The organism is Peribacillus loiseleuriae (assembly GCF_001183985.1).
In the GTDB taxonomy this organism is placed as follows: Bacteria; Bacillota; Bacilli; order Bacillales; family DSM-1321; genus Peribacillus; species Peribacillus loiseleuriae.
This window is the reverse complement of sequence record NZ_LFZW01000001.1, coordinates 4,183,233-4,209,226: the sequence shown is the minus strand read 5'-3', so window position 1 is coordinate 4,209,226 and position 25,994 is coordinate 4,183,233. Positions and strand designations below refer to the sequence as shown.

The window sequence follows — 25,994 nt, the reverse complement described above, 5'->3', positions numbered from 1 at the left end:
CAAGGGATCAATTATGGATCTCTTGCTCACTTTAGTATTTGAACTATTTAGTTTAAAAAGGAGTGTAGAATAATGTCTTTTCCGAAGGTTGCAAAAATAAGACAAAAGTTCCAAGCGAAAAGTTTAGAGAATATCCCTGCAACGATTACAGAGCAATTTCAGCAAGTGAAAGCATTGGATAAGATTAAGCCTGGAATGGAAGTTGCGATTACAGTTGGAAGTCGTGGGATTGCAAATATACCATTAATCGTGAAAAGTGTTGCTGATGAAATTAAAAAATTAGGTGCAACTCCGTTTATTATTCCTGCAATGGGAAGTCACGGTGGAGCGACAGCTGAAGGGCAAATTGAGGTACTGGAAGGATTAGGGGTTACCGAAAAGTCAACAGGATGTGAAATTCGTTCATCTATGGAAGTTGTTGAAATTGATGTAACATCAGCTGGCATCCCTGTATATCTTGATAAACATGCTTATCATGCAGATGGAATTATCATCATGGGCCGTGTTAAGCCGCATACTGATTTTAAGAAGGAAATCGAAAGCGGTGTCTTGAAAATGGCATCCATTGGAATCGGGAAGCACAAACAAGCACTTGCATTACACACATACGGTATTGAAGGAATCCGTGATATGATGCCTGAAGTTGGAAAAGTAGTGTTTAAACAACCAAATACATTGTTTGGAGTAGCCATTGTTGAAAACGCACATGAGGAAACTGCAATCATTGAAGCTATCAAGCCAGATCGAGTTGAGGAACGTGAAAAGGAATTATTGGTGGAAGCCTTTAAATTAATGCCTAGCTTACCAGTAGATGAAATGGATATTTTAGTAGTGGATGAAATCGGGAAAAATTACAGTGGTACGGGTATGGATACGAATATTATTGGCCGTATTCGTGTATTAGGAGTAAAAGAGCCGGCAAAACCTAATATAAAATATGTTATCGCATCGAATTTAAGTGAAGCTTGCCATGGTAATGCGCTTGGGATTGGCTTATCTGATTTAACAACTAAGCGTCTCTTTGAAAAAATTGATTATAAAGCAATGAATGAAAATGTTGTCACAAGTACATTTTTAGATCGAGCTAAAATTCCGATTGTTCTTGATAATGACCAAGAAGCACTAAAAGCAGCTCTACGCGCTAACTGGGGTGTTGCGTCAGTTGAGGCAAGAATTGTAAGAATCCCAAATACGCTTCATATTGGAGAGTTATTTGTATCTGAAGTCATTTTTAATGAGTTGAAAGATAAAGAAAATATCGAAGTCTTAGAGGATCTGCATGAAATGAAATTTGATGATGACGGTTATTTCTTGCCGATGTAACAGGCATCTTTTGTGAGGATGTAGGCTTTAAGAGATAGCAAACATCAAAAAACGGCTTTCCAGTTGGAAGCCGTTTTTTGTGCGAAGGAAATGGGGACAGGGCTTCGCAACCATCTAATATAGCCAATCTACTTAGCGAGTATACTTATTTTGGTTCTATACTAAATGTTATGTAAGCTCTAAAACGTTTAGGATAATCTATTCGTTTTAGGGCTTTTTAATTATTGGCGGACAATATGCCTTCATTTAAATGGTTTACTTAATTTGTCTGTCCATATCTTGCGAAAGCTGCCACCTATTAACTATGTGTCTTGGGTGATAAGATATTTGAGGTGATAAGAGGAAAGGGAGAACAGAAATGCCGTAATCGGATAATACATGTTCCCAAAAAAGAACCTCACTAGTAAGTAAGGTCGAATGGTAAACAAGAGATTATAACAAGGTGGATAGAAGAGATACTTTTTTATATAACGTTAAAACCTCTTTATTGTACGGTTCCCCAGCCTCATTGATTTGCCCTTCCATATCGGTCAGTAAATCAGCTAATTTTAGTGCTTTTTGTCTGTCCGAAATATAACTGTTGCGAATAATCGATTCGTACTTTTCATTGTATTCAGCTAGTGTCATTTTATAAGTCCTCCTTAAAGTGCAAAGTGATTTAAGTCGTCTTTTATTTCTTCATCCGTTTCTCCGGTGTATGTTAACGTTACCTGTATAGCTAGGAATCAGACATTCAGTGCCCTCTAATGTCCTTATATAAGTGTTTCATTCATCATAGATAGTCGCTCATTGAATCTCATATTTCTTTTCTAATGCTCTTTAATATCGCTGATCTCTAACACAATCGCATAATCCGGAACATTTTAATCGTCAGTTCATATCCACGAATTTTTCTAATGAATGGATTGGCTACACGTCTATCATGGTTTCTTTTTTACTATGCTTACCTGTTATGATAGTACTTGTCTTCAGACTAGTGAAATCAACGGGTTGAACGAACCTTATTTAACCTAAGTATAGCATGATTCCTCAGTATGTTCAGTAATTAGGAAAAATGAATGGAATGATTTATACACATTCATATAATTGAAAAATCCCATTAGTTATTACATGAACGATGGATATAGAGTAACAGAAAAATATCTCTAGTATTTTGACAATAATAGGTCTCGGAAACAAATAAGAGGGGGGAAAAGCAAAGGGCCAGACCCCGCAACAACTAATACAGTATAAGATAAGTGTATGAAACACTACCTACTGATTTAGAGTGCGAGGTCAGACCCTTTTTACAAATTTTTTCAATATGTGATCTGCTGCTGACTTTCATGAAGCTGATCTTCAAAAAATGGTTTTACTTTAAAGTCTTGATAGATGTGGTTCTGCATCAATTTATACACTTTAGATTCCAAATCTTGAAGGTCTTCTTCTTCAAGATTATGTTTAGGTTGAGGATGAAACCACTGAATTTCTTCATCGTGGAAAATCCCATGATAATGTTCGCCTTCAAAGCTTAGTGTAAACTGCTGACGTTCATGAACTTGATCTTCAAACAACGGCTTTACTTTAAATTTTTGATGGATGTAGTTTTGCATCAATTCATACACTTTAGATTCCAAAGCTTTAATGTCTCTATCCTCAAACTTAGTATGAGGTTGAGGATAAAACCACTGAATGTCTTCATTGTGGAAAATTCCTTGGTAAGTAGCCCCTTCAAAGCTAAGTGTAAATTGCTGACGTTCATGAATTTGATCTTTAAACAATGTTTTCACTTTAAAATTTTGAATCATAATAAAACCTCCTAAAAAGTTTACTCCATGATGTTTCGTTAGCTTAATTGGAACCATTCATATTTCGTTTGACACGATACAATGTGGGTAGGAGAAAAAGGTAAGTTTTGTTACTAAACCGCCTTTTTTTGTGTTTAAGGCAATCGTCTTTGCTTTTGATTCATTAATGGTTTGTAATGGTTCATTTGTTTATTCAATTTCTGGTTGGTTATCAATCATTGAATGAGCTCCTAGAGCACCTGCGAGTACAGCGCTTGATAATAGAATTGTTATAATGTTCAAGCGTGATAACCTCCTCGTTTTGTCTATAGTTGAATCATACCGGCTTGAGCTTAAAGAAATAGAAGAGTTATCTTAAAGTTTCCTTAGAATCGTAGAAGAAAGTGAAACGTCCAATCATGTGATCTATCTCACATTAACGGTTAGTAAGACTCCCGTTGATAGAAGTTTCACTTTATAATAATGGTAGTGTTAGAGAATATGTAAAAGGAGAAGGAGATATGCCGGTTATTGGGTATCAACAATTGATTAAAGCACCAATCGAAGTATGTTTTGACTTAGCGAGGAACGTGGATATTCATACCGAAACAACATCGAAAACAAAGGAGAGAGCAGTTGGTGGTGTGACCGAAGGGTTATTAGAGGAGGGAGATATCGTTACTTGGGAAGCCATTCACCTTGGTATTAAACAAAGATTGACAGCGAAAGTGACAGTAATGGAAAAACCAAATAAGTTTGTAGATATTATGGTGAAGGGCGCTTTCCATTCCTTTGTTCACACCCATCAGTTCGTCGAAGAATCGGGTGGAACTTTAATGATCGATACATTTCAATATAAATCTCCATTCGGTCCAATGGGTGTACTAGCCGATACGTTGTTTTTGGAAAAGTATATGAGATCATTTATCATATCTCGTGCAAAGGCACTGAAAAAGATTGCCGAGAATATGACTTAACTAACTTTCACTAACAGTGAACTTTACTGTGGATTTAAAACAAAGCTTGACTGTTTGTAATCAAGTTTTCCGTTTTGAAAAATTTATATGTGGATGTTTGCTTATTAAGCAAACGGGCCATTTTATTGAGTAATAAGCTGCAAAACACCCACTTTTTTTATAATTTTCTTCTTACTACACAAATGTCATTAATACCAATGCTCCTCGTGATGCCGTTCATGTGATAAACGGGTTGGCAGTACCCCTATTAGAGCTTCTTATTCTAAAAAGACGCCATCCAAAATACATCGGATAGCGTCTTGATATTTCGAATAGCTCTATTAAGGATTCGTCGACCAAAGTCCAGCATGTTTTAATACAACACGCGGATGAAGTTTTAGCTGTGCAACCATTAAGTCTGCTAAATCTTCTGCTTGCATCACTTTTTCTGGATTGCCGTCTGTTAAGTTTAGCTCAACAGCCATATCTGTTGCAACCGTACTTGGCGTTAACGTTGTCACACGAATATTTTTCTTACGCACTTCAAGCATTAATGACTCACTTAGTCCGATCACTGCAGCTTTTGAAGCCGAGTATGCACTTGTAATTGGTGCACCTTTTTGACCAGCTGTTGATGAGATATTAATGATGTCGCCTGTGTTACGCTCGATCATTTCCGGTAATACCGCACGTGTTGTGTAGTACACACCTTTTACGTTGACATCGATAATATTTGTCCATTCTTCAGGTGTTAAGTCCATGAAGTTACCGAATTTTGAAATGCCGGCATTGTTTACTAAAATATCGATTGCACCCAGTTCGCCACGAATGGATTCAACTGCTGTGGTGATCGAGTCTAAATCCGCTACATTTGCGCAAGCGTATGCTACCTTTACATCATACTGTTTAAGTTCCTCTGCTACTTGTTGTAAATTTTCAAGTGTACGCCCAACTAGGCCTACATGTATTCCTTCTTTGGCAAAAGCTATCGCTGTTGCACGTCCAATTCCACGCCCTGCTCCTGTAATTAACGCCACTTTTCCTGCGATTGTTTGCATGTTTTTCGCTCCTTTAGATGAGATAGTTTTATTTTAGACGAAATAAAGTGTATTAAACTAAAACGTTTTAATAATTAAGTAAGGTGAGTTTGATAAAATTGTTTTGGTGATATAATTAATAACGCTGTTTTCCTCCTTAAATAGATAAAGATTTGTCTTTAAGACTAACTTCATTCTACTTCCGGTTTTCTACATTGTGAAGAATGCACTTTTTGGTGCGGAGGTTACCAAACGGTTACTATTATAAGAAAAGGAGTTAGCTCCCATGGCAGATACATTAAGAAAAGAGATTAAAGAGAGAATATTAATTCATGATTATCATTGTGAAAAAGAACTTACCTTATCGATTATTAGTGGAAAATGGAAAGTTGTTATTTTGTGGCATTTAGGTGTAGAAGGGCCACATCGCTTTAGCGAACTCCAAAGACTTTTCCCAAAAATATCCCATAAGATGTTAACAAACCAATTACGTGAACTGATAGAGGATGGAATTGTTCATAGAGAAGTGTTTCCAGAAATTCCTCCGAAAGTCGAATATTCAATGACTGAACTTGGGATGACGTTATTACCAATCGTTGAGATGATGTATGAATGGGGAAAAAAACGAATAGATCAAATTAAACAAGAAAACAATTATTTTGAATAAGAAAAAAACGAGATTATTTCCAGTTGTATGAATTTCTTTAAATGTTAGAAAGAGTAATATTGAATATAAAAAAAGATGTTTTGTTGTATAAAAAGTCTCGGACTTCTTCTTTACTTATGTTAAAAAGGCAGAAAGAGAAATAAGGTTTATCTTGTTCTATAATCGCGTGCGCTTCTTTAATAAGAAAAGCTTCCTTCTTTATGAATAGGGCCAGATGGTTGAAGATCGAAGTTAAAGGTGATAGTGAGATTTTTGTTTAAATGTGAAGCATTACACATAAACTAACGGTCATAGTATTACACAAAAACTAATAAAACCCTTCTTTTATTTTGTGTTACAGAATGAAATGTAACGTATCAGCACCCTAAATTTGTAGAGTTAACTTTCCAGAAGCTCTATATATTCCTGCAATAATATACTATAGCCATTTAATTATAAGATGTATATTTTGATGAGAATATCTTGAAAGGAGTTTTCATCATGAGTATTACATCTTTTTTAATATACTGTATTATTGCTACTTTTACACCGGGACCTACAAATATCGTCATATTATCTACAGTGCATAATTGGGGGACAAAAAAGGCCATGCAATATACATATGGAGCGTCTGTTGCCTTTGGTTTATTACTTGTTATTTTTGCTACGTTGAATACGATGTTTGTAACGATCATACCAAAAATTATAATCATTATGCAGATCATCGGAAGCTTGTATATGCTCTATCTCGCTTTTCAAATATTCAAAACAGATACATCAAAACCAACTGTAAACCAAACAGGTACCTTTATGTCAGGCTTCCTTATGCAGTTTTTAAATCCAAAAGTGGTCCTATTTACAATGACTGTCATTCCTAGCTTTATTATGCCCTATTATACTTCAATGCCTGCGGTGTTAATAAGTGTTGTAGTTATAACTCTTATTGGATTTTTAGCATTTATTACATGGGTCCTTTTCGGTACTATCTTCAAGGAGTTTTTACAGAAGCATAAAAGAATAGTTAATGTAGTAATGGCATTATTATTAGCTTATTCTGGAATAATGATATGGTTGTAGGGAAGCTAAATAAGAGGTGAATTTATATGGATAAATTTATCTATAAAAAATCGGCAGGTATTACTGCGTTGTCCGCAAGTATTACTGATTTCACATATAAAAATCATGCTCATAAGGAGTATGCAATAGGTGTAACATTGCGTGGTATTCAACATTATAACTTGGATGGCAATTTACAATTATCCTATCAAAATGGTGTTATGCATTTTAATCCAGAACAGGTACATGACGGAATGGCACATGATGAGGCAGGCCTTGATTATGTGATGCTATATATTGAGCCACAATTGCTTTTAGAGGCTACTCGGAAAAAGGATATCGTACGTTTTTCAACCCCTATTGTGTATGATTATAGACTTGAACAAAGAATATTAAGTCTTTCTAATGCCATATTAAGCGAAAAAGATGAGGCTTTGTGCAGTGAATTATTCTTATCCCTCACAGATAGCCTTATTCAAACGAATCTTTCTACAGACTATAAGAAAGATAACGCTCTAATTAGAAAAGCAAAGGATATGCTTCATGCCAACTTAGGAAATGTACTTAAGCTTGACGAGATATGTAAAGAGCTTGATTTATCAAAATTTCAGTTTATCAGATTGTACAAGGCTCATACTGGAATTACACCATACCAATATTTTCTTAACTGCAAGATAGAACGTGCAAAGCAGTTAATAGAAAAAAATGGAGATATTTATTCAGCAGTAGCTGAATGTGGTTTTGTTGATTTAACCCATTTAAATAAACACTTTAAAAGCGTATATGGAACAACAGCATTTGAATATATATCACATTTAAATTAAAGAATATAATCGATCTTCAGCAATTGGGCGCGTTTGTAGAGAAACACAGGTAGAAAATGCTCAAACTTTTTATAAAACCAAAACGTAAATCTGTTGGATAAGAATCCACTTTGATCAATCTTTTTTCAAAATGGATTCTTTTTATGTATCGTAAAATACTGGTTTGTAAGATATTTTTAATCAAACTTTATTTAAAGCTACCAGCTTCAAGTGTGGGTCAGTATTGTATAGAATAAGGAACTTTCATGAACTAATTCCAATTAAGATGTTTCATTCCAAAGAACGTAGAAAGAAATAGTATGATCAAATTATAAAAAATAAGAAGACCAGTGATATTATTTCATCAAAGATGAACCCTTTAATGGAATAACATCATTGGTCTTTTATCAACATGATTTATAGTACTCCTTTAATTGTGATAATAAATTCATATAAGAAGTACCCCGCAAAGCCTATTAAAATAAATCCAGCGATGATGGATACCCATTTTATCATTGTTTGATTCATCACTTTCCTTGTTATCGCAACAATCGAAAGTAGACCAACATCATGGACTAGGATACCAGTTAATATACCTGCTCCAACGATTAAAAATTTATTAGGGTGTGTCATATCATAGGAATCGGAAAGTACAGCTCCAAAAACGGAAATCCAAAACACGAGATTACCTGGTGAAATAGCTACGAGTAAACCATTACGATAGGAGTTCATAAAGGATTTGTTTGGCTTATCGCCAGCTAGTGTAATATCTTGATTCGAGTTTTTGATTGAATCATACCCTAAAAAGGCTAAGAAACAGGCACCAATAAGCCACATCGGTAATTGAATGTATGGGATTGAAAGGATAGAAGCCAATCCCATATATAAGGCAATAATTAATAAGAGATCGACTGTCATTCCACCTAAACCTACAGCCCATCCATGTAAAAAACCTTTTTTTAGACCTTGCTTCGTCATTTCAACAGTCATGGCTCCTACAGGCATGGCAATGGCAAGACCTGCTAGAAGATACGTAAAAAATAAACTCAAAAAAAACACATCTTTCAAATTTGATCCCTTCATACGTCCGTTTATATATGTATAGTAGCATAAAAATATAAATAATTATCCAGGAATAAGCAATTTTATTCAATCTAATGAACACATTATCTTGTTCCGTTAAGGGGCATTATGTGGAACAAGGCTTTTAAAGTAAAATGGATGACTCTGTCAATTAGTTTCTGGTATACTTCCTAACCTATTAGCTAATAACTTATAAATAGGCACTTTGTAACGGCTATTTATTAGACTAAATATTAGTTACATAACCGTCGTTCTTATATTGGGATTTTGGTCTCCGTAATAGAACAAGTCTATTCCTACACGAATATTTGTGCACGCATCGATACAAAGTGTAGCTTATATTACTATTTTTACATCTGAAAATAGTAGCATTTCTTTTACGTACATAAGATGCAGCTATCCATAGAAGGCAAGCAAGGAGAAATATATGAGGTGAATAAGTATGAAACGTTTTAATAAAGCAAAGATATTTAGGATTGTAAAAATTATTTTTCCATTGATTTTATTAGTCCTGGCCGTCTTTGAAATGAAAAAGTTCACAGGAAACGTAGACGTTCAATTACTTCGTCATGAAGTAAGTCAGTTGCATTTTGCTAAGACGCTCTTTGTTCTTTTACTTACCTTTTGCTCCATATTTCCTATGGTTTTTTATGATGTATTTTTAGTGAAAATATTAGGGATTAGAGTTTCTTTAAAAGAGTTGGTAAAAAAGTCTCTTGTTGCAAATACCTTTTCAAACTTAATTGGTTTTGGAGGTCTTGTTGGAGTTGCGTTGAGAACCTATTTCTATAATGAATATGAAGATGACAGGAAAAGACTGGTGAAGAAAATTGCTTTTGTTTCACTTTTTACACTTACAGGTATCTCTTTGCTTTCCTGGATTGTACTTGTCGCTTATAGGAATTCCCCTCTTATTCAAGATACAAGATGGCTTTTTTGGGCCGTTGTAGCCGTAGGTATGTATTGGCCGATTTTTATCATTGTTCATATTATCCAACGCAAAAAAGCAACTGGTTCAGTTATTGATTTAGGAATTGTGATAAAACTACTCATGGTTTCTTTGCTTGAATGGATAGGCGCATTCTTTGTTATTTGGTTATTAAGTTTTATGTTGAATCTCCCCATTTATTTTAACGATCTTGTCCCTATTTTTATCGTTGCTTCATGTGCTGGTATTATCAGTATGATTCCTGGGGGCTTTGGATCCTTTGACTTAGTCTTTATTTGGGGAACCCATGCATTGGGTGTTCCGGATGAGAAGGTGCTAGTCCTACTGCTATTTTATCGTATAGGCTATTTTATCCTGCCGTTTTTCGTAGGAGTTTTTCTCTTTATCAAAGATTTTTGGAACAAGTGGAATAAATCATGGAACAATGTTCCCAATGTGGTCATAGTGAGAATAAGCCATGTAATATTAACCTGTTTGGTCTTTTTTTCAGGCATTATTTTACTTCTTTCAGCAGCGGTACCGGGAATTATTGGAAGGTTACAAATTGCCCAGGAATTTTTATCCTTGCCGATCATGAATATATCGCATCAGCTCTCCGTTGCAACAGGTTTTATCCTGCTCGGTTTATCCCGAAGTATTCAGTACAAGGTGAAACGGTCGTATCCGCTAACTATGGGTGTATTATTTTTGGCTGCCTTATTTTCTTTCTTTAAAGGACTTGATTATGAAGAGGCATTGTATCTTCTGATTGTTATCGTACTCCTGAGAATGTCCAAAAAACGTTTTTACAGAGAAAATTTTATATTAAGCTGGGGCAAAACGATTTTCGATATAGCGGTGTTCGTCATGATTACCTTCATGTATGTTTTAATTGGATATCTAAATTTACCTTCCTCGAAATTGAAAGTGAACTCAAAATTATCGCCTTTTGTGATTCAAGATTATCATGATTTATTTAATAGCGCTTTAATTGGCTTGCTTATTGCTTTGTCTCTATTTATTGTGGGTTATTTGTTAAGTCGGGATAAAAAATGGAGTATGGAAGCATCCCTTGTTCAGGAAGGGAAAATTATGGAGCATTTAGATAAATTTAATGGAACGGTTCTAACGCATTTAATTTTTTTACATGATAAATATATTTATTGGAATAAAAAGAACAACGTCATGTTTTCTTATCAGATATATTCTGACAAGCTTGTGGTCCTTGGAGATCCTATTGGTGAACGTGATGAAATGCTTCTCGCAATAGAAGAATTCCGAGAGACGTCTGATCTTTATGGATTTACACCTGTTTTTTATGAGGTTAGCAACACGATGCTTCCTTATCTTCATGAAAACGGGTATGACTTTTTTAAGCTCGGCGAGGAAGCTTACGTTGATTTAGACAGTTTTTCATATAGTGGGAAAAAAATGAAAGGAGCCAGGGCAGTAAAAAACAAGTTTGAACGAGAGAATTATCATTTTGGGATTGTAGCTCCTCCTTTTGATGAAGATATAATGAAGGAACTTAGGGGAATATCCAATGAATGGCTTCAAGGAAGAACGGAAAAAGGTTTTTCCCTCGGTTTTTTTGATGAGGATTACCTTAATAAAGCTGAGATTGCTGTTGTTAAAGATGAAGGAAAGAGGATTCTTGGATTTGTAAACATTATGCCGGTTTATGATAAAAAACAAACAATCTCTTTGGACTTGATGCGATTTGGTAAGGATGCGCCATCTGGAACGATGGACTTTGTTTTTCTAACATTATTTGAATGGGCAAAAGAACAAGGATATAAATCCTTTAATATCGGGATGGCACCTTTATCGAATGTTGGGCTTTCAAAGTATTCATTTTTAAGTGAAAAAATAGCTTCCCAAATATTTATGCATGGGCAATTTCTCTATTCTTTTCACGGTTTAAGAAAATTTAAAGAAAAATATGCTGATACATGGCAACCTAAATATTTAGCGTACCGCAAAAAAACGTCATTGCCTTTTACTATGACACAAATCACCTTATTGATTGGAAAGAAAAGGAAAAAATTGAGACATTAGTCATGCTTCTTTAATTTCCGTGAAAGTGAGAAAATATCTAAAATCATACTATCAATTAACAAAAAACTTACTTGTTCCGCTCAATCGTAAAGTTAGCATTAATGAGTAAGTCTTTATTAAGGTGCTAGATATTCGAAAAAGGCTATCCGGTTTTAACTATCAATATTCCTTAAATTAAAAAAAGAAGGAAACGGCTTGTTACATCGTTTCCTTCTTTTTTTAAAGTTTTAAGTTCGAGAAGATTTATTAGATCTGTTTTTTTTGCCAAAAATCGAGTCATAGGTAGAAATAATCCAGTTGATAAGTGGATCGAATAATCTTGATAATTTTACAATCACATAAGATACGACAACTGCGACAATTAAACTGCCTACTACGTCAAACGGATAATGAAGTCCCGCCCAGATGCGAGAAAAACCTGTTAATAGGGCTAAAATAAACATTGGGATACCGATGTTTTTACAACGAAACCACATGGCGATTGCAATCGTAAAAGCGCCTGTCGAATGATCACTAGGAAATGAAGAATCCGCAACATGAGGAATCAAGGTTTGGACGTGATGGGTGACAAATGGACGTGGCTCATAGTAAATTTGAGCAATAAGAACATTTACGACTAACGCAATAAGTCCTGTTCCTCCGGCATATAATACAGCACGTTTTATGGTTTTACCACCAAATATCCAAAGAATTAAAAGTGCCAACGCAAACATGTAAATAGCATTATTCGTAATAAATACCATAAAGTTATCTAATACCTGACTATGGCCAGATAGATTATGGATGCTTTTAAATAATTCGTAATTCATACAATCATCCTTTGCTTCAATTTCCTTGAATAGATCTACACAATGATTAAATTATTATTACAGTTGTGAAAAACGGGAAATTTGTTATTCTGTGGTCATGGCATCAAAAACCACAAAATTGGAAAAAAATCCAGAAATTGTTCTGAATATAATAAAAAACCACCTAGTTGATGTTTTTTCAATATATCTAAAATCATATCTACAATCAACTCAATGTTTATTTTGTGGACTTATTATAAGCTTATATTATTAGTCAATGCTTTTGCATTTGTCAACTTTATACCTTTTTTGCTTTTGTTTATAAACGAACTTAGATAGGAAAACACTTATTTCATATATAAGAATTAATGGAACAGCTACTGAAATATGGGAAATAAATTCAGGTGGCGAGATCATAGAAGCAATAATCACCAAAATGAAATAGGCATATTTTCTTAACTTAGCTACTGTATAAGGATTTACAATTCCTAGTGTAGTTAAAAACATCATTACGAGAGGTAGTTCGAAAGCGATACCAAATGGCAAAGTAATATTTATTAAAAAGCTGAAGTATTTGTCAGCTGTGAAGGATGTTGTCATTAAGTCGCTTCCTAGATTGATAAGAAAACTTAGGATGTTTGGGAATATGAAGTAATAGCCAAATGCCAATCCGCAAATAAAAAGAATAAATACCCCCGGTATATAGGCTAAAACTGCTTTTCTTTCATGTGATTTTAAAGCAGGTCTTACAAACAACCAAACTTGCCAGGCTGTAACTGGTATCGTTCCTGCAATTGCTACTAAGGATGCGATGTGAAAATAGATCCACATAATATCACTAGGTCCTAGAATAAGCAATTTGTAATCAAGATTTCCCATTAAAAAGAGATAAATATTTTTTACATACATAAACCCTATAATTAGAAATACTAAGAAAGCTAAAGCAGAAATGATCAATCTTTTACGTAATTCATCTAGATGTTCTATTACATCAAATTTTTTTTCAACCAAAGTAATCCGCCACACCTTCCTATTAAAAGATAATTGTCTTTTCCTTATTGAATAATAGCCCACTAATTTCATTGCTTCAAATTTTATATTTGATTGCTATCTATTGCTCAAAATATTGTCTTTTAATGGTAAGTAATGGTTCTGACTTGTTTGAACGATATGTAAATATAAGAGTTCTTTTAAATGTACGAATATAACCAAAATCAGACGTTCATAATATAAAATCAAAGCAAGTTATTGACTATCTTTTTTCTTGGATTTTATATATTCTCTAGAAGATAAAATACTATTTTGGCTACGTTGAATACTTTTTTCACCCCAACCTCTCCCGGTTTTTTGATGATTTCGAATGCACATATATTAGCATTTGTGATAGAAAGAAGGGCAAAGAACAATTAAGATCGAAATGGTGGTTTTATTTTTGATAAATTTAGGGACAATAAGATAACTATTTCAAATTATTGTCTCGTATTTATCAAAAATGGGGTGCGGTACTGGTGAAGAGAAAGATAGTGATTTTGACAGTGTTCTTCTTATTACCTTTTTTATTACTTGCTGTATTGTATAGTACAAAGGTAAGAGAATCATCACAGGCAACCATCCAATTAAGGGTCATGGAAACGACTGATTTACACGCTAATATGTTAGATTATGACTATAAAAAGGGCAAGGGCACGGTGAAATTTGGTCTTGCAAGGGTTGCTTCTTTAATTAAGTTTTCAAGAATGGAAAGAGCAAATACGCTCTTGTTTGATATTGGTGATGCGCTCGAAGGAAACGCTCTTGGTGAATATGCCTTAAGAAGCTATAAGTCTGATCAAATGTATATTCATCCAGTTTATAAAGTGATGAATTTGTTACAGTACGATGTTGGTACACTAGGTAACCACGAGTTCAATTACGGTCTTGGATTTCTCAGGGAGAGTTTGAAAGGAGCAAATTTTCCGTATGTAAATGCAAATATCTATATAGATGATCATAATGACTGTGAGGATGATGATGTTAATTTTTTAATCCCTTATACAATTATCAATAAAGAGTTAATCGATACAAATGGAAAGAAACATCTGGTTAGAGTGGGTGTGATTGGTCTTTTAACTCCGATTGTTGCAGAATGGAATAAAGAATATTTCCATGGCGAATTGAAGGTCAAAAACATGCAGAAAACCGCAGAGCATTTTGTTCCGATTATGAAAGAGCAGGGAGCAGATATTATTATTACCCTTGCCCACGTAGCCCTAGAAGCGGATAAGGGACTAAGACAAAAAGCAGGGAACTCTGTTTATTCCTTAAGTACGGTGCCAGGAATCGATGCTATTCTTTATGGACATAGTCATTTACAATTTCCGGACAAAGACCTAAAATCAGTTAAAAAAGGTGTTGATCTAGATAAAGGAACAATCAATGGAACAGCTGGTGTTCAAGCAGGTTATTGGGGGAATCATCTTGGGATCATTGATTTATCATTGAAAAAAAAGAATGGTGTCTGGGTTGTTACAAACAAACAATCATCCTTGCAACCAATTTACAAAACGGTTAACGACAGATTGATACCACTAGTTCCAGTTGATGATACAATTGTAAATCTGATGGAAAAAGTGCATCTAGATACTTTAAAATATTTAAGAAATAAATAGTGGGTCAATACTATAGATGCAACAATTATTTGAAAACATACCTAATATGATACACGCATTTTACTTTCGGTATTTACTCATTAGAAATGAGTTTTGGTATTAATGTTTGGCATGACTTGAACGATGAGGTGTATGAATCGATTGTGCAATTGTCGGCCTCTTTTCAAATAGGATGTTTGCTTTGTAGTGAGTAACTTCCTGAAATAATGTTGACAACCTTAGATGTAACAATTAGGATGTAGTTGATAAGTGAATAGACGATTATTTTAGTTAGATGAGGCTCCTATGCTGGAGATATGCTGCTCCTAGAAACGTTCAAAGACGCCAATGGGTCAACAGGAACCATCGACATAAGGTGTTTTTTATGTAGCTGGAACATGCTAAACCGCATAGTGCAAAAGCTCAACGATTGCTGAATTGTATGGACGTTTATATACTCTAACTCTAGCATTGTGGATTGCTAGATCTAGTATTCGTGTACACATCTTTCATAAGATCGTGTTTTTTTTATGCCTCAATCTAGAGTCAATGCTCACTTTAACAAATTGTGAAGTGTCGATTTAAAATTTTGTAGGAGTGGTGAAAATTCATTGAACAAAAAGGAACAACAGTTCGATTCTATATTGTTATTTACTTTATTCTGTATATTTATTTACAGTTTACTAGCTGTTTACAGTGGATCAGGCCAATATGAAACACATGACCCTTTTTATTTTGTGAAAAGACAGGTGATTTGGTATTTCATCGGCGTTGTGGTAATGGTAGCGGTAGCGAAATTTGATTTTGAATTGCTAGAAAGATTGGCAGCCCCATTGTATTCTGTAGGGATCGGTCTATTAATTCTCGTTCATTTTTTCGGAACGTTTAAAAACGGGGCTACTAGATGGATTAGCTTTGGCTTTTTTGAGCTACAGCCATCAGAGTTTATGAAAGTGTTTTTACTTATCTATTTAGCAACTGTTTTACATCGGTTAGCAAAACGAGAGCTTTCCTTCAAAGAGAGTATTCTAACTACAATAAAAATTGTTGTGCTCACGATGATTCCGTTCTATTTAATATTGGTCCAGCCTGATCTAGGCTCAGCACTTGTCATTGCTGCCATCACATTCAGTTTAATTCTTACCTCAGGAATATCATTCAAAATGATTGCTCTCTTAGCTTCTTGTTTTACAGCTTTAATTGGATTTCTCGTCTATTTACACAACCATTTTTTTGAAATTTTTTCAAAAGTTATTAAGCCCCATCAATTGGAGAGAATTTATGGCTGGCTAAGTCCACAAGAGTATGCTTCAAGCTATGGCTATCAATTAAATCAAGCCATATTAGGAATTGGATCAGGACGTATGGGAGGAAGTGGATTTAATCAGGGAACACAAGTCCAGAGCGGAAGAATTCCCGAAGCACATACGGATTTTATCTTCTCCGTCGTTGGAGAGGAATTTGGTTTTATTGGCTCATCTATTTTAATAAGTTTGTATTTTATTCTCATTTACCGAATTACGGTTATTGCTTTTAATTCTAATAATATGTTTGGTACATATATTTGTGCGGGGGTTATTGGGTTAATCACCTTTCAAATCTTTCAAAACATTTCGATGACAATTGGCTTAATGCCGGTTACTGGAATCGCTCTGCCTTTTTTGAGTTATGGAGGAAGTGCGCTATTAACGAATATGATTGCGTTAGGATTAGTATTGAGTGTGAATATGCGATCAAAAAGATATATGTTCAGTAGGGATGAAAATATGTGAGTCAAGTAAAAAAATTTGCATTAGGTGTTGACAATTTGTCAAAGTTTTTATGTGGCGATTTGAGTTTACTTGTTCTTAGGGGGTCTGTTAGGTGAGGCTCCTGTATAGGGAAACGCTGCAGCTAAAAAAATGTTGAGGACGGCTGGAAATAGAAGCTTCTAAACCAGTATGAGAGTAGGTCGGCGACTTGCGGTTTGGGAAGTGCTATGTAATAAAAATTGCCTGATTCCCACTTTACTTGCAATAGGAATCAGGCAGTGCTAATTCTTTTTTGCGGAAAAGGGGCGGGACTTCTAAAAAGTCAGCTCCGCATCGCTACCTTCATAAGGTGATGCAATTTTTAGAACCTGAACCTTTTACATCGTTTTAGTTAGAATCAGATGCTCATGGATGTTTATTATCCAATTTCGAAAGTCGATCCAATCCGATTTGAACGGCTAAGCAATCGTCCAAATAACCAAATGGAAAAACGTAATCGGGGATAATATCGGTTGATAAAATAAAATATAACAGAACACTACCGAGGATTGTACGCTCTTTTGACGAAATGTTTTCTGCACAATACCTGGCGTACATATTATTTAATTCATTAATAAATGGTCCTGCCCCACTAACTTGATCGACCTTTCGTTCAAACTCCTCGATAATCTTATGCTCTCCTTCTTTTGTAAGAGCAAATTGTTCATACTTCGCTAATTCATGATGAATTTGATCTAGGTTAAATTGAGAATCTAAATGATTAGAAGAGACAAGAATTTCTTGGATTGTATCGATTGAAATAGACAAATCAGAAGGAGAGTTCTTTTCCTGTAGTTCAACATTGTATCCAGCCGCCTGTATTAATGTGACCAAAGGAATACCTAAATGATGTGCGAACAGTTGTAAATGAGATGGTTTTGCTTTTTGTTTATTATTGGCTATTCGGGATATTGTCGTGGTATCAATACTTGTTAGCATACTTAGCTTTCGCATGGAAAGGGAGCGCGTCCTTAACAATGTTTTGATCAAGGAACCAAGATTTTGCTCTTCGTCTTTCTTCATCGACATCACTTTTCACTCCTTCATGGGTTTTTATCCCGCATTAACGGGCAGTAAGAACCCAAAACCTCGAGGTTATTCGTCCAAACGAGAGAAACCCCTAGGTGGAGGATGAAGAAAACCCCCACTAAATTGAAGTTTCACTTTATGAAGTGTTGGTTGATTTTTTCTCAACAGTTTTGAGATGAACAAGCAATTTTTGTCAATTGGAACAATATAATGTAAAAAAGTATAAGGAGTGTTTTTACATTGTCTTGGCTAATCATTTTGGCTTTTGCCGTTTCATCAAGTATAGATAATTTAGGAGTAGGAATTTCTTATGGCATTCGCAAGATTCGTGTTGGGCTAGGTGCAAACCTATTAATAGCTGTGATTTGTTTTCTCATGAGTATAGTGGGAATTACATTTGGAATGTGGCTCTCCAAGATCCTTCCAGGTATGTTCCCTGTTATCATCGGAGCTCTTTTATTAGTCATTATTGGGATTCGAATCATTCTATTGGCGGCACCGCGTAATAAAGGTACATCAGCGGTAGTTACTGAGCCAAATATACAGTCCCAAAGTATTAAAGGGATTCTAAAAAAACCTGAAGTTGCCGATTGCGATCATTCTGGTGAAATTGGTTGGGGGGAAGCAGTGATTTTAGGTATTGCATTATCAGCCAATGCACTGACGAATGGATTAGGTGCTGGGTTACTTGGATTTTCACCACTTGCTATTTCCTTAACAGCTGCACTTGGGAGCTTCATAAGCGTTTGGATAGGTGTTAAGTTAGGGTACAAATTGGCAGATGTCCGAATTGGTTCATTTACATTAGGCCAATTTGGAACAATCTTGAGTGGAGTCATTATTTTAGTGCTTGCTTTTACAGCATTCTTTTAGAGTGGGCAGGTGTTCAACAGGAGCTGTGAAGTTTTAGAAAAATGTCTTAGTGAAAGAAAAGACAGAGTAATCAACAAACTTAGATGCTCCCCTGCACAAATGGATGTTTCTATATAGTACGATCAATAGATGCGTAGTATTCTAAGTGGAGATACAAAGCGGTTTTTTCTCGCAGCTGTCTTCTAAAATAAGTTGGGAAAATAGCGTAATGATTCAATAAACGGAACTGAATATGGCGATATTCTACAATATAATGACCCGCTGTTGACAAAAAAACAACACGCGTGTATATTTCCTAATAGCACTTACTTTTCTAACTAAATGGCTATGTTAAACAGAGTTCGATAACATAGGCAACGAAATAGAGAGGTTGTACATACTTCTCATACAATATCGTTATTCTACATATACGGACCCGCCCGCTATGGTTCATAAAAAACATCCATGAGCATCTGATCGCAATTAAAACGATGAAAAAGGTTCAGGTTCTAAAAATTACATCACCTTATGAAGGTGGCGGAGCTGAGCTGATTTTTTAGAAGCCTCGCACCTATTCCCTAGAAAAATATAAGTTCAAAAGCCCTATATATATTATGAATGGTACTAGGGAGTGTGTTCATTTCAACTATAGCAATTCTCGTTGATTAATAAATAATAGAAAGGAAGGTTAGTATGTCTGAAGAAATAAAAAAAAGTAATCTTGGTTCGGTGTTAAAAGAAATCTTGAAGGAACAATCATTATCAATGCGGAAGCTTAGTGAACTCACTGAAATCGATACAGCTACAATCTCGCGGATCATAAATGGGAAAAGAAAAGCAAATCCCGAGCACTTACAAAAATTTGCTAAAAGTCTTGGTGTACCTACCGCAGAGTTATTTGTAGCTGCTGGTTATGATATTGAACAGAAGCCGAAGCAGGAAAAGCTACATTCAGATATTCATATATCCGTTGACAGCATACAAAACTTTCTTGAGTCCTCGAATATAAATATTGAAAATTTTACGATAACAAGTGTGGAACAGAAATTAGCTAATTATGAACAATATGTACAAACAGAAGAAGGGAAGGAAACAATTCTTACTAGCTTTGGAGAGAAGCTTCAGAGAGTAGGAAGCATAGGTCCGTTTATTAATCATTTGAAGGATATGTTTGAGAAGTTTCGTCTGATGAAGGGGACTCCGGGTGAACTATTCTTAATTGGAAGTGCACTTCTATATTTCATTTTATCAGTAGATGTTATTCCAGATTACCTATTTCCGATTGGTTATTTAGATGACGCGATTGCTGTACAACTTGTAACACATGCACTATCAATAAAAGAATGAGTCTAAAACATCTCTAATTTTTTTAACAAGATGATTCGGTAAGATTTTAATTTAAGTGATAGGTGATGTTACATATGAAGAAAAGAACTAAACGTAAATGGAAAAGAAACCTTATTCTCTTGGTTACCCTATTATTAATTGTAATCCTTTATTGTGTATATCAGTATAATAAAGGATTATCTGAGGCGAGCGATGGGATGTATAAGGATGACGAAACAACGTTCGATCCGTTCCAAGGCGCGGAGCCTCAATTTGGAGAAATTAATATTCTGCTAATTGGAAGTGACTCTAGAGGTGAAGAACAAGCACGTTCTGATGCGCTAATGATTGCTCACTATAATCAAGAATCTCATAGAATGAAAATTGTTTCTATTATGAGAGACACGTATGTTGATATTCCGGATCACGGAAAGCAAAAAATAAATGCCGCTTTTGCTTATGGAGGGCCGGAACTTTTAAGAAAAACAATTAAACAAAATTTGGATGTTGATATTAATTATTATGCTGTTGTTGATTTTGACGGATTTTCGAAAATTGTAGATATTATAGCCCCTAATGGGATAGAGGTTGAGATTCCGTATGAAATGTCTTATGGAATTGATATGACGTTACATCCAGGTAAACAAATTTTGCAAGGGAAGCAATTGTTAGGTTATGTTCGTTTTCGCCAAGATCGCTTAAGTGATTTTGGACGTGTGGAACGGCAACAAGAAGTGATCTCTAAGGTTAAGGAAGAAGCTGCCTCCATACAAAGTATTGTTAACCTTCCAAAGTTACTTGGAGTTGCGGATCCATACATTGATACAAATGTAGATACAGGAACCATTCTTGCTATTGGAAAAGGTGTAATTTCTAGAAAATCTAAACAAGTGGAGAGTTTAAGAATACCTATTAAAGATTCTTATGTAAATGAACGTGTTGACGTTGGGTCAGTCTTGAGAATTGATTATGAGAAAAACAAGCAAGCTTTAAAAGAGTTTTTATCACAGGACAATGTAAGGAGTACTAGTCAAAATTGAACTACCCCCACTTAGCTAACGCTTGAAGTGGGGGTCTTCTCGCCTAAAATGATAAAGAAGAGAAAAAAATAGTAAGTTTGTCTAGTCTCATTGCGTTAGGTTGCTAAGGAATCGAGGAACAGACTTTTGTATATTAGGAATAATATGGGTTCCTGATTCAAATTTCTTCCGCCAAGGAAAACTTAAGATTATTAAACCCAACATATTCAATAAATGACAAGCCTGTGGTACAGTAAGTGCTGAACAAGTGCATTTCGTTTTGGCGAATTAAAGTTAACCTGAAGTGGAACTTTAAAAAAATGCACTTGAAAAGTACCTGGCACTGTTAAGGAAGTTGAATTAGAAGATGAAGATGGAACGGTTGTATACAGAGTAGAGGTGCAAGAACAAGCAAAAATCAAAGAATCATCCTCATACCTTAGGGGGAAGTTAATAGTAGTCTTTTTAACTCTTTGAGGTGAGAAAAGATGAAAACCTTAATAGCAACAAGGGGTGTTACTTTATGTTTAATCTTTTGAATAAGTAAACTTATATCAGCAACACCAGAACAAAATTTGGAGTACCCAAATAATCGGTGTCTCTGATGCATAGGCAGGAAAATTCCTAATATAGTGCATTCCTTTCGTCTCTTTGTGGAGTGTCTAACTATACATTTCGTAATTTCGGGAGATACATCTTTTTTTATGTCTTCCCAAATAGTCATATTGATCATTTAAAATGTTGAAGTTTACTCATATAAAGAAAAAATTACAACTGGTAGGTGGAATTCATGTGCGGTTTTGTCGGATGTATGCATAAGGCGCCAAAAGCCTTACATTCAGATATTAGAGAAAATATAATCAAAATGAATAAGATGATTACACATAGAGGCCCGGATGATGAAGGATATTTCTTCGATGAATTTGTCAATTTTGGGTTTAGGCGATTAAGCATTATCGATATAGATAATGGGAACCAGCCTCTCTCTTATGAAAATGAGAGATATTGGATTATTTTTAATGGTGAAATTTATAATTATCTTGAGCTAAAGAAAGAATTAATGGAGCAAGGGTATCCATTTAAAACAGACTCTGATACAGAAGTTATCATTGCTCTCTATAGTAAGATAAAAGAGCAAGCCGTTAGGAAGCTGAGAGGTATGTTTGCCTTTGTCATTTGGGATAAAGTGAAAAAACAACTTTTTGGCGCAAGAGATCATTTTGGGATTAAACCGTTTTTCTTTTGTGAACAAGATGAAATTACCTACTTTGCCTCTGAGAAAAAAAGCATTCTTACCGTAATTAATGAAGAGCTAGATGAACAATCTTTACAACATTACCTCAGCTTTCAATACGTTCCTGAGCCTGCAACTCTTACTAAATCGATTAAGAAGCTGTTACCTGGCCATTACTTCACTAAAAAATTAGGCGAAAAAATGAAAATAGAAAAGTATTGGAAACCTAATTTCCAGCCTTCAAATACAGAAGATTCTAAGTTAATCAAAGAAATTCAGGATACATTGATAGACTCAGTTAACGTACATATGAGGAGTGATGTTCCTGTTGGATCCTTTCTATCTGGAGGAATTGATTCTTCTTTTATCGTTTCAATTGCAAAACAGATTAATCCAAAGATTAAAACTTTTTCTGTAGGTTTTGAAAGACACGGGTATAGTGAAATCAACGTAGCTGAAGAAACAGCACATGCTTTGAATGTAGAAAATAGTAGCTATATTATAAGTCCTGAAGAGTTTCTTGCTGAGCTACCCAAAATCATTTGGCATATGGATGATCCTTTAGCAGACCCAGCAGCTATTCCTTTGTATTTTGTTGCAAGGGAAGCTAGGAAGCAAGTCAAAGTTGCTTTGTCCGGAGAAGGTGCAGACGAATTGTTCGGCGGTTATAACATATACAGAGAACCCCACTCGCTTAGTGTGTTTTCCTATATTCCGTCGCCATTAAAGCACGTTTTAAAAGCCTTCTCCTCTGCGCTCCCAGAAGGAGTAAAAGGAAAGAGCTTTATAGAGAGGGGGGTTACACCTTTACAAGAGCGGTATATCGGAAACGCAAACATATTTAATGAAAATGGGAAAAAACGTTTGCTGATGAATTATCTAGACCATTTAGAAAATGGAAAAGTAACAGATTCTATCTACTCCAATTCATTAGGGTATGATGCTATTACAAAAATGCAGAATGTCGATATACATACCTGGTTAAGAGGAGATATCTTATTAAAAGCCGATAAAATGTCGATGGCAAACTCTTTAGAAGTGAGAGTTCCTTTTCTGGACAAGCAGGTCTTTAATATCGCATCAAAAATAAGCGGTAACCAAAAGGTACGAAACGGAACGACTAAATATATACTCAGGAAAGCCGCAGAAGGTATAGTTCCAGAGCATGTATGGAGCAGAAAAAAACTTGGTTTCCCAGTCCCTATTCGCCATTGGTTGAAAGAAGAACTATACGAATGGGCCGTTGAACTGATTCATAATAGTCCCACTGACTATCTTTTTAACAAACAAGAAATCTTGAAATTACTGGATGGTCATGTGCAGGATGAGTCGGATAATAGTCGAAAAATATGGACTATATTAATTTTTATGATATGGCATCAAATCTATGTAGAAAAGGTATATGAATTTGGGTACACGCAACAAAGAGTAGAGAAAATTGGGATCAATTAAGCAACGGTAACTAATTGGCTTGAGTACCTTTTTGTTTTTTTCACCGGTTAGCTAACCGGTGGAAAGAACAAATTCTGACTTTATCTCTTTATTTCAAAGATGAGTAGGGATTTTCATGATGGGAAACACTTAATATTGTAAATCGCGATAAAGAAAAGCCCTGTAGTGAGATCAACAGAGCTTTCCAAAGGTCAAGACATATAAGTAAACTAGAACTCTCTACTTCTACAAATATTTACATCTAGTGGGGAGTGACAGTGGCATCCCTTATACGATCTAATGTTTATTTAAAGATGACAGCAATTATTTCTTCCATCGTCATTCCACTATCTATTTGATAAATACCTGGACGTAACTTGTTAGATAAGCCACGCTTTTCGACTTCTTTTGAGAAATGAACTGTAGGATCAATGCTTTTTGTTGACTTAAGGATCTTCTCAATATCAATGCTTGTCATACCTGAAGATACTGACAGGATCGTACGGTATACGACCTTTTCCTTTTGGGGAACGTCTTCAGACGTTTCTTTTTTTGTATTCTCTTTAGGTGCTGTATTGGCAGCAACAGCCTCATTCCACTCGTCTTCGGTATGTATGATATAGCCTTCAGAGGTTAATAAGTGAACCATCTCGTCTTCTGATGGTTTTACAGCGGTTTGCGTCGTTTTACTTGAACCAAGGAGGTAAACGGCACCACATATACTTGTTGCCAAAAGTAGTCCACCGGCAAAGCTACGCATTATTTGAGCTTTCATTGGTAACATCGCTCCTCTCAACCTTTGATTTTATGTAAGGAGCAAGTAGTCTTTTAATCTCATCCTCCGTCATTTGGCTTTTTGCGGTAATGCTTTCCAATGAGTATCCGCGCCTATGTAAATCGATCACCTCACGCAGCAAAAGTCGCTGTTTGGATAATCCTGTTTTTTGAGCTATTATTTCAGTATCTATCTCGACGTCTTGAATTTTCTGTTGCAGCTGATTCAATTCTTTCAAAAAAGAAATCGTAAATTGTTCCATTTGTTGTTCTTTCTCTTGTTTCACTTGCTTTGATTTAATAAACGACAATATAAGTAGAACAACTGCTGCTCCAAATAAAAGGGCTAACGTCCATTCCATCATTTTATAACACTCCTTAACGTGCATCTATTTTTTTGCATTGTCTTATTATACAACGCTATAAATAACAATTCGAATATATAGTAGAAAATAAAGCAATAGTCATGAAAAAGAGTGGTTAGTTGGTGTTCGTCAATTCTATAATACTCTAAAGTTGGTTGTTTAAGAGGTTGTTCAAAAAGTCCGATCCTCACGTATTATTGTATCTGCGCAGGTCTAAAGATGATCGCTTCACGAACTTCACGTCTCTTTTTATCCTCCTTTTTGAACACGCACTTTATATAGAAATAAGGGGGAGATCACAGAGAATAGTGGGAAGTCCTATAAATCCTTTGGTAATAACTCTATACGTTCTCTGTACAATCAGCTACGGCGCAAGTCTTCTAAGACGGAGCAAACAAAGATAAATTAGGGGGAAATCATGCTGTCTTTGTGGGATTTATGATTTTTCTTATTGTGGTAACGTGGAAGGATTATTGTAGTGGCCACCAAAACATGATTGTTCTTTATCAAGAGCAAAAGGCTAGTTCAAAATGTGAGTGACTCATAGGGTCTTAATGGGACAACTTCACATTGAGTTAGCCTTTTTCAAAATATAACTATGTTTAAGAAAACAGCCGAGATCAGAGCTTAAACAACGAGACCTTCTTTTCGTATTTGTTTAAGCATCACTTATACTTTGTAAAATCGTATCATGAATATAATCTTTTTCTGGATAAGCTTCTGTAAACCCATATATCTTGTAAAAAACGTCAAGTTCTGCAAATGGTATACAATAAATATGAGCTACGTTTGTTTTTTTTGCTTCTTGAACTAAAAACGACACTAACTCTCCAGCCAATTTTAGGCCTCTATACTTTGGAAGTACGTAAATACCGCCCATTTCTATGTTTTCCTCATCTATCTGAACTAAACGACCTATTCCCGCGTATTCTCCATTGAAATGATAATGGCGATTCTTTCATTTTTTAACTGACTTGGAACAAAACCAGCTACTTTATACGGGTTATTAATCTATGTTAAATCTTCCGATGATGTTCATTTAATAGTCATACCTTTGGCACAACCTTACATATTCCGCAATTGAATCAGCTTTATAAGTCAAC

21 protein-coding genes, 1 pseudogene and 1 riboswitch are annotated in these 25,994 nt (G+C 35.1%); of the genes and pseudogenes, 12 read left to right on the top strand and 10 right to left on the bottom strand.

Annotation, left to right across the window (positions count from 1 at the left end; translation table 11 throughout):
• Nucleotides 1–72 precede the first annotated feature (72 nt).
• Nucleotides 73–1,323, top strand: a complete 1,251-nt coding sequence (locus tag AC625_RS19420) for a nickel pincer cofactor-dependent isomerase, group 22 (RefSeq protein ID WP_049682789.1) — start codon at nucleotides 73–75, stop codon at nucleotides 1,321–1,323.
• A gap of 432 nt (nucleotides 1,324–1,755) precedes the next feature.
• Here AC625_RS19420 and AC625_RS19415 read toward each other — a convergent pair whose 3' ends face one another.
• Entirely contained in the window at nucleotides 1,756–1,950 is a 195-nt protein-coding gene (locus tag AC625_RS19415) for a hypothetical protein (protein ID WP_049682788.1), read from the bottom strand.
• A gap of 671 nt (nucleotides 1,951–2,621) precedes the next feature.
• Nucleotides 2,622–3,110, bottom strand: coding sequence for a DUF5342 family protein (locus AC625_RS19410; protein WP_049682787.1), 489 nt, complete (start codon nucleotides 3,108–3,110; stop codon nucleotides 2,622–2,624).
• Between the two features lie 500 nt (nucleotides 3,111–3,610).
• On the opposite strand from AC625_RS19410, the gene AC625_RS19405 reads away from it, so the two are divergent.
• A complete protein-coding gene (locus AC625_RS19405) occupies nucleotides 3,611–4,066 on the top strand; it encodes an SRPBCC family protein (protein WP_049682786.1) in 456 nt (151 codons plus the stop codon).
• 320 nt (nucleotides 4,067–4,386) lie between these two features.
• On the opposite strand, the gene AC625_RS19400 is transcribed toward AC625_RS19405, so the two are convergent.
• Nucleotides 4,387–5,103 carry a 3-ketoacyl-ACP reductase gene (locus tag AC625_RS19400; RefSeq protein WP_049682785.1) on the bottom strand — a complete coding sequence of 239 codons (717 nt, stop codon included), beginning with the start codon at nucleotides 5,101–5,103 and terminating at the stop codon, nucleotides 4,387–4,389.
• Between the two features lie 265 nt (nucleotides 5,104–5,368).
• Here AC625_RS19400 and AC625_RS19395 point away from each other — a divergent pair, with 265 nt between their 5' ends.
• From AC625_RS19395 to AC625_RS19385, 3 genes are all read left to right on the top strand, one after another.
• Nucleotides 5,369–5,749 (top strand): winged helix-turn-helix transcriptional regulator, encoded by a 381-nt coding sequence (locus tag AC625_RS19395; protein ID WP_049682784.1) that lies wholly within the window; start codon nucleotides 5,369–5,371, stop codon nucleotides 5,747–5,749.
• A gap of 480 nt (nucleotides 5,750–6,229) precedes the next feature.
• Nucleotides 6,230–6,805 carry a LysE family translocator gene (locus tag AC625_RS19390; protein WP_049682783.1) on the top strand — a complete coding sequence of 192 codons (576 nt, stop codon included), beginning with the start codon at nucleotides 6,230–6,232 and terminating at the stop codon, nucleotides 6,803–6,805.
• A 26-nt stretch (nucleotides 6,806–6,831) separates the two neighbouring features.
• A complete protein-coding gene (locus AC625_RS19385) occupies nucleotides 6,832–7,608 on the top strand; it encodes an AraC family transcriptional regulator (RefSeq protein ID WP_049682782.1) in 777 nt (258 codons plus the stop codon).
• Nucleotides 7,609–8,004: 396 nt separating this feature from the next.
• Here the strand turns inward: AC625_RS19385 and AC625_RS19380 are convergent, their stop codons facing one another.
• Entirely contained in the window at nucleotides 8,005–8,637 is a 633-nt protein-coding gene (locus AC625_RS19380; RefSeq protein ID WP_049683832.1) for a LysE family translocator, read from the bottom strand.
• 475 nt (nucleotides 8,638–9,112) lie between these two features.
• Here AC625_RS19380 and mprF point away from each other — a divergent pair, with 475 nt between their 5' ends.
• Nucleotides 9,113–11,656 (top strand): bifunctional lysylphosphatidylglycerol flippase/synthetase MprF, encoded by a 2,544-nt coding sequence (mprF, locus tag AC625_RS19375; protein WP_049682781.1) that lies wholly within the window; start codon nucleotides 9,113–9,115, stop codon nucleotides 11,654–11,656.
• A gap of 227 nt (nucleotides 11,657–11,883) precedes the next feature.
• On the opposite strand, the gene AC625_RS19370 is transcribed toward mprF, so the two are convergent.
• Nucleotides 11,884–12,465: an undecaprenyl-diphosphatase gene (locus tag AC625_RS19370; protein ID WP_049682780.1), complete on the bottom strand. Its 582-nt coding sequence runs from the start codon at nucleotides 12,463–12,465 to the stop codon at nucleotides 11,884–11,886.
• Nucleotides 12,466–12,714: 249 nt separating this feature from the next.
• Nucleotides 12,715–13,455 (bottom strand): twin-arginine translocase subunit TatC, encoded by a 741-nt coding sequence (tatC, locus tag AC625_RS19365; RefSeq protein WP_049682779.1) that lies wholly within the window; start codon nucleotides 13,453–13,455, stop codon nucleotides 12,715–12,717.
• 497 nt (nucleotides 13,456–13,952) lie between these two features.
• Here tatC and AC625_RS19360 point away from each other — a divergent pair, with 497 nt between their 5' ends.
• On the top strand, nucleotides 13,953–15,092 hold the full coding sequence (locus tag AC625_RS19360) for a metallophosphoesterase (protein ID WP_245645049.1): 1,140 nt from the start codon (nucleotides 13,953–13,955) through the stop codon (nucleotides 15,090–15,092).
• Nucleotides 15,093–15,351: 259 nt separating this feature from the next.
• A riboswitch (M-box (ykoK) riboswitch) is annotated at nucleotides 15,352–15,515 on the top strand.
• Between the two features lie 167 nt (nucleotides 15,516–15,682).
• Entirely contained in the window at nucleotides 15,683–16,843 is a 1,161-nt protein-coding gene (rodA, locus tag AC625_RS19355; RefSeq protein WP_049682778.1) for a rod shape-determining protein RodA, read from the top strand.
• A gap of 384 nt (nucleotides 16,844–17,227) precedes the next feature.
• On the opposite strand, the gene AC625_RS19350 is transcribed toward rodA, so the two are convergent.
• A complete protein-coding gene (locus AC625_RS19350) occupies nucleotides 17,228–17,890 on the bottom strand; it encodes a DUF1232 domain-containing protein (protein ID WP_049682777.1) in 663 nt (220 codons plus the stop codon).
• A 240-nt stretch (nucleotides 17,891–18,130) separates the two neighbouring features.
• Between AC625_RS19350 and ytaF the strand changes: the two genes are divergently transcribed.
• The 4 genes from ytaF (at nucleotide 18,131) to asnB (ending at nucleotide 23,773) form a co-directional block, all read left to right on the top strand.
• Complete coding sequence (gene ytaF, locus AC625_RS19345; protein WP_049682776.1) at nucleotides 18,131–18,763, top strand: sporulation membrane protein YtaF; 633 nt, start codon at nucleotides 18,131–18,133, stop codon at nucleotides 18,761–18,763.
• Between the two features lie 672 nt (nucleotides 18,764–19,435).
• Nucleotides 19,436–20,089: a helix-turn-helix domain-containing protein gene (locus AC625_RS19340; RefSeq protein WP_049682775.1), complete on the top strand. Its 654-nt coding sequence runs from the start codon at nucleotides 19,436–19,438 to the stop codon at nucleotides 20,087–20,089.
• Between the two features lie 74 nt (nucleotides 20,090–20,163).
• On the top strand, nucleotides 20,164–21,108 hold the full coding sequence (locus tag AC625_RS19335; protein WP_049682774.1) for an LCP family protein: 945 nt from the start codon (nucleotides 20,164–20,166) through the stop codon (nucleotides 21,106–21,108).
• A 769-nt stretch (nucleotides 21,109–21,877) separates the two neighbouring features.
• Nucleotides 21,878–23,773, top strand: coding sequence for an asparagine synthase (glutamine-hydrolyzing) (asnB, locus tag AC625_RS19330; RefSeq protein WP_049682773.1), 1,896 nt, complete (start codon nucleotides 21,878–21,880; stop codon nucleotides 23,771–23,773).
• A 283-nt stretch (nucleotides 23,774–24,056) separates the two neighbouring features.
• Here asnB and AC625_RS19325 read toward each other — a convergent pair whose 3' ends face one another.
• From AC625_RS19325 to AC625_RS19315, 3 genes and pseudogenes are all read right to left on the bottom strand, one after another.
• The gene (locus tag AC625_RS19325; protein WP_049682772.1) at nucleotides 24,057–24,527 is read right to left on the bottom strand and encodes an MltG/YceG/YrrL family protein; all 471 of its coding nucleotides are present in this window, start codon (nucleotides 24,525–24,527) and stop codon (nucleotides 24,057–24,059) included.
• Nucleotides 24,505–24,891, bottom strand: coding sequence for a hypothetical protein (locus tag AC625_RS19320; protein WP_245645048.1), 387 nt, complete (start codon nucleotides 24,889–24,891; stop codon nucleotides 24,505–24,507). Before AC625_RS19320 ends, AC625_RS19325 begins: the two co-directional genes overlap by 23 nt.
• 620 nt (nucleotides 24,892–25,511) lie before the next feature.
• Nucleotides 25,512–25,902: pseudogene (locus tag AC625_RS19315) on the bottom strand (GNAT family N-acetyltransferase).
• Nucleotides 25,903–25,994: the final 92 nt, after the last annotated feature.

Coding starts and splice junctions, on each gene's coding strand:
- AC625_RS19400 (WP_049682785.1), bottom strand. CDS start 5,103: ATGCAAACAATCGCAGGAAAAGTGGCGTTAATTACAGGAGCAGGGCGT.
- AC625_RS19410 (WP_049682787.1), bottom strand. CDS start 3,110: ATGATTCAAAATTTTAAAGTGAAAACATTGTTTAAAGATCAAATTCAT.
- AC625_RS19395 (WP_049682784.1), top strand. CDS start 5,369: ATGGCAGATACATTAAGAAAAGAGATTAAAGAGAGAATATTAATTCAT.
- AC625_RS19385 (WP_049682782.1), top strand. CDS start 6,832: ATGGATAAATTTATCTATAAAAAATCGGCAGGTATTACTGCGTTGTCC.
- asnB (WP_049682773.1), top strand. CDS start 21,878: ATGTGCGGTTTTGTCGGATGTATGCATAAGGCGCCAAAAGCCTTACAT.
- AC625_RS19370 (WP_049682780.1), bottom strand. CDS start 12,465: ATGAATTACGAATTATTTAAAAGCATCCATAATCTATCTGGCCATAGT.
- AC625_RS19350 (WP_049682777.1), bottom strand. CDS start 17,890: ATGTCGATGAAGAAAGACGAAGAGCAAAATCTTGGTTCCTTGATCAAA.
- mprF (WP_049682781.1), top strand. CDS start 9,113: ATGAAACGTTTTAATAAAGCAAAGATATTTAGGATTGTAAAAATTATT.
- AC625_RS19340 (WP_049682775.1), top strand. CDS start 19,436: ATGTCTGAAGAAATAAAAAAAAGTAATCTTGGTTCGGTGTTAAAAGAA.
- AC625_RS19390 (WP_049682783.1), top strand. CDS start 6,230: ATGAGTATTACATCTTTTTTAATATACTGTATTATTGCTACTTTTACA.
- AC625_RS19335 (WP_049682774.1), top strand. CDS start 20,164: ATGAAGAAAAGAACTAAACGTAAATGGAAAAGAAACCTTATTCTCTTG.
- AC625_RS19420 (WP_049682789.1), top strand. CDS start 73: ATGTCTTTTCCGAAGGTTGCAAAAATAAGACAAAAGTTCCAAGCGAAA.
- AC625_RS19320 (WP_245645048.1), bottom strand. CDS start 24,891: ATGATGGAATGGACGTTAGCCCTTTTATTTGGAGCAGCAGTTGTTCTA.
- AC625_RS19405 (WP_049682786.1), top strand. CDS start 3,611: ATGCCGGTTATTGGGTATCAACAATTGATTAAAGCACCAATCGAAGTA.
- AC625_RS19325 (WP_049682772.1), bottom strand. CDS start 24,527: ATGAAAGCTCAAATAATGCGTAGCTTTGCCGGTGGACTACTTTTGGCA.
- AC625_RS19415 (WP_049682788.1), bottom strand. CDS start 1,950: ATGACACTAGCTGAATACAATGAAAAGTACGAATCGATTATTCGCAAC.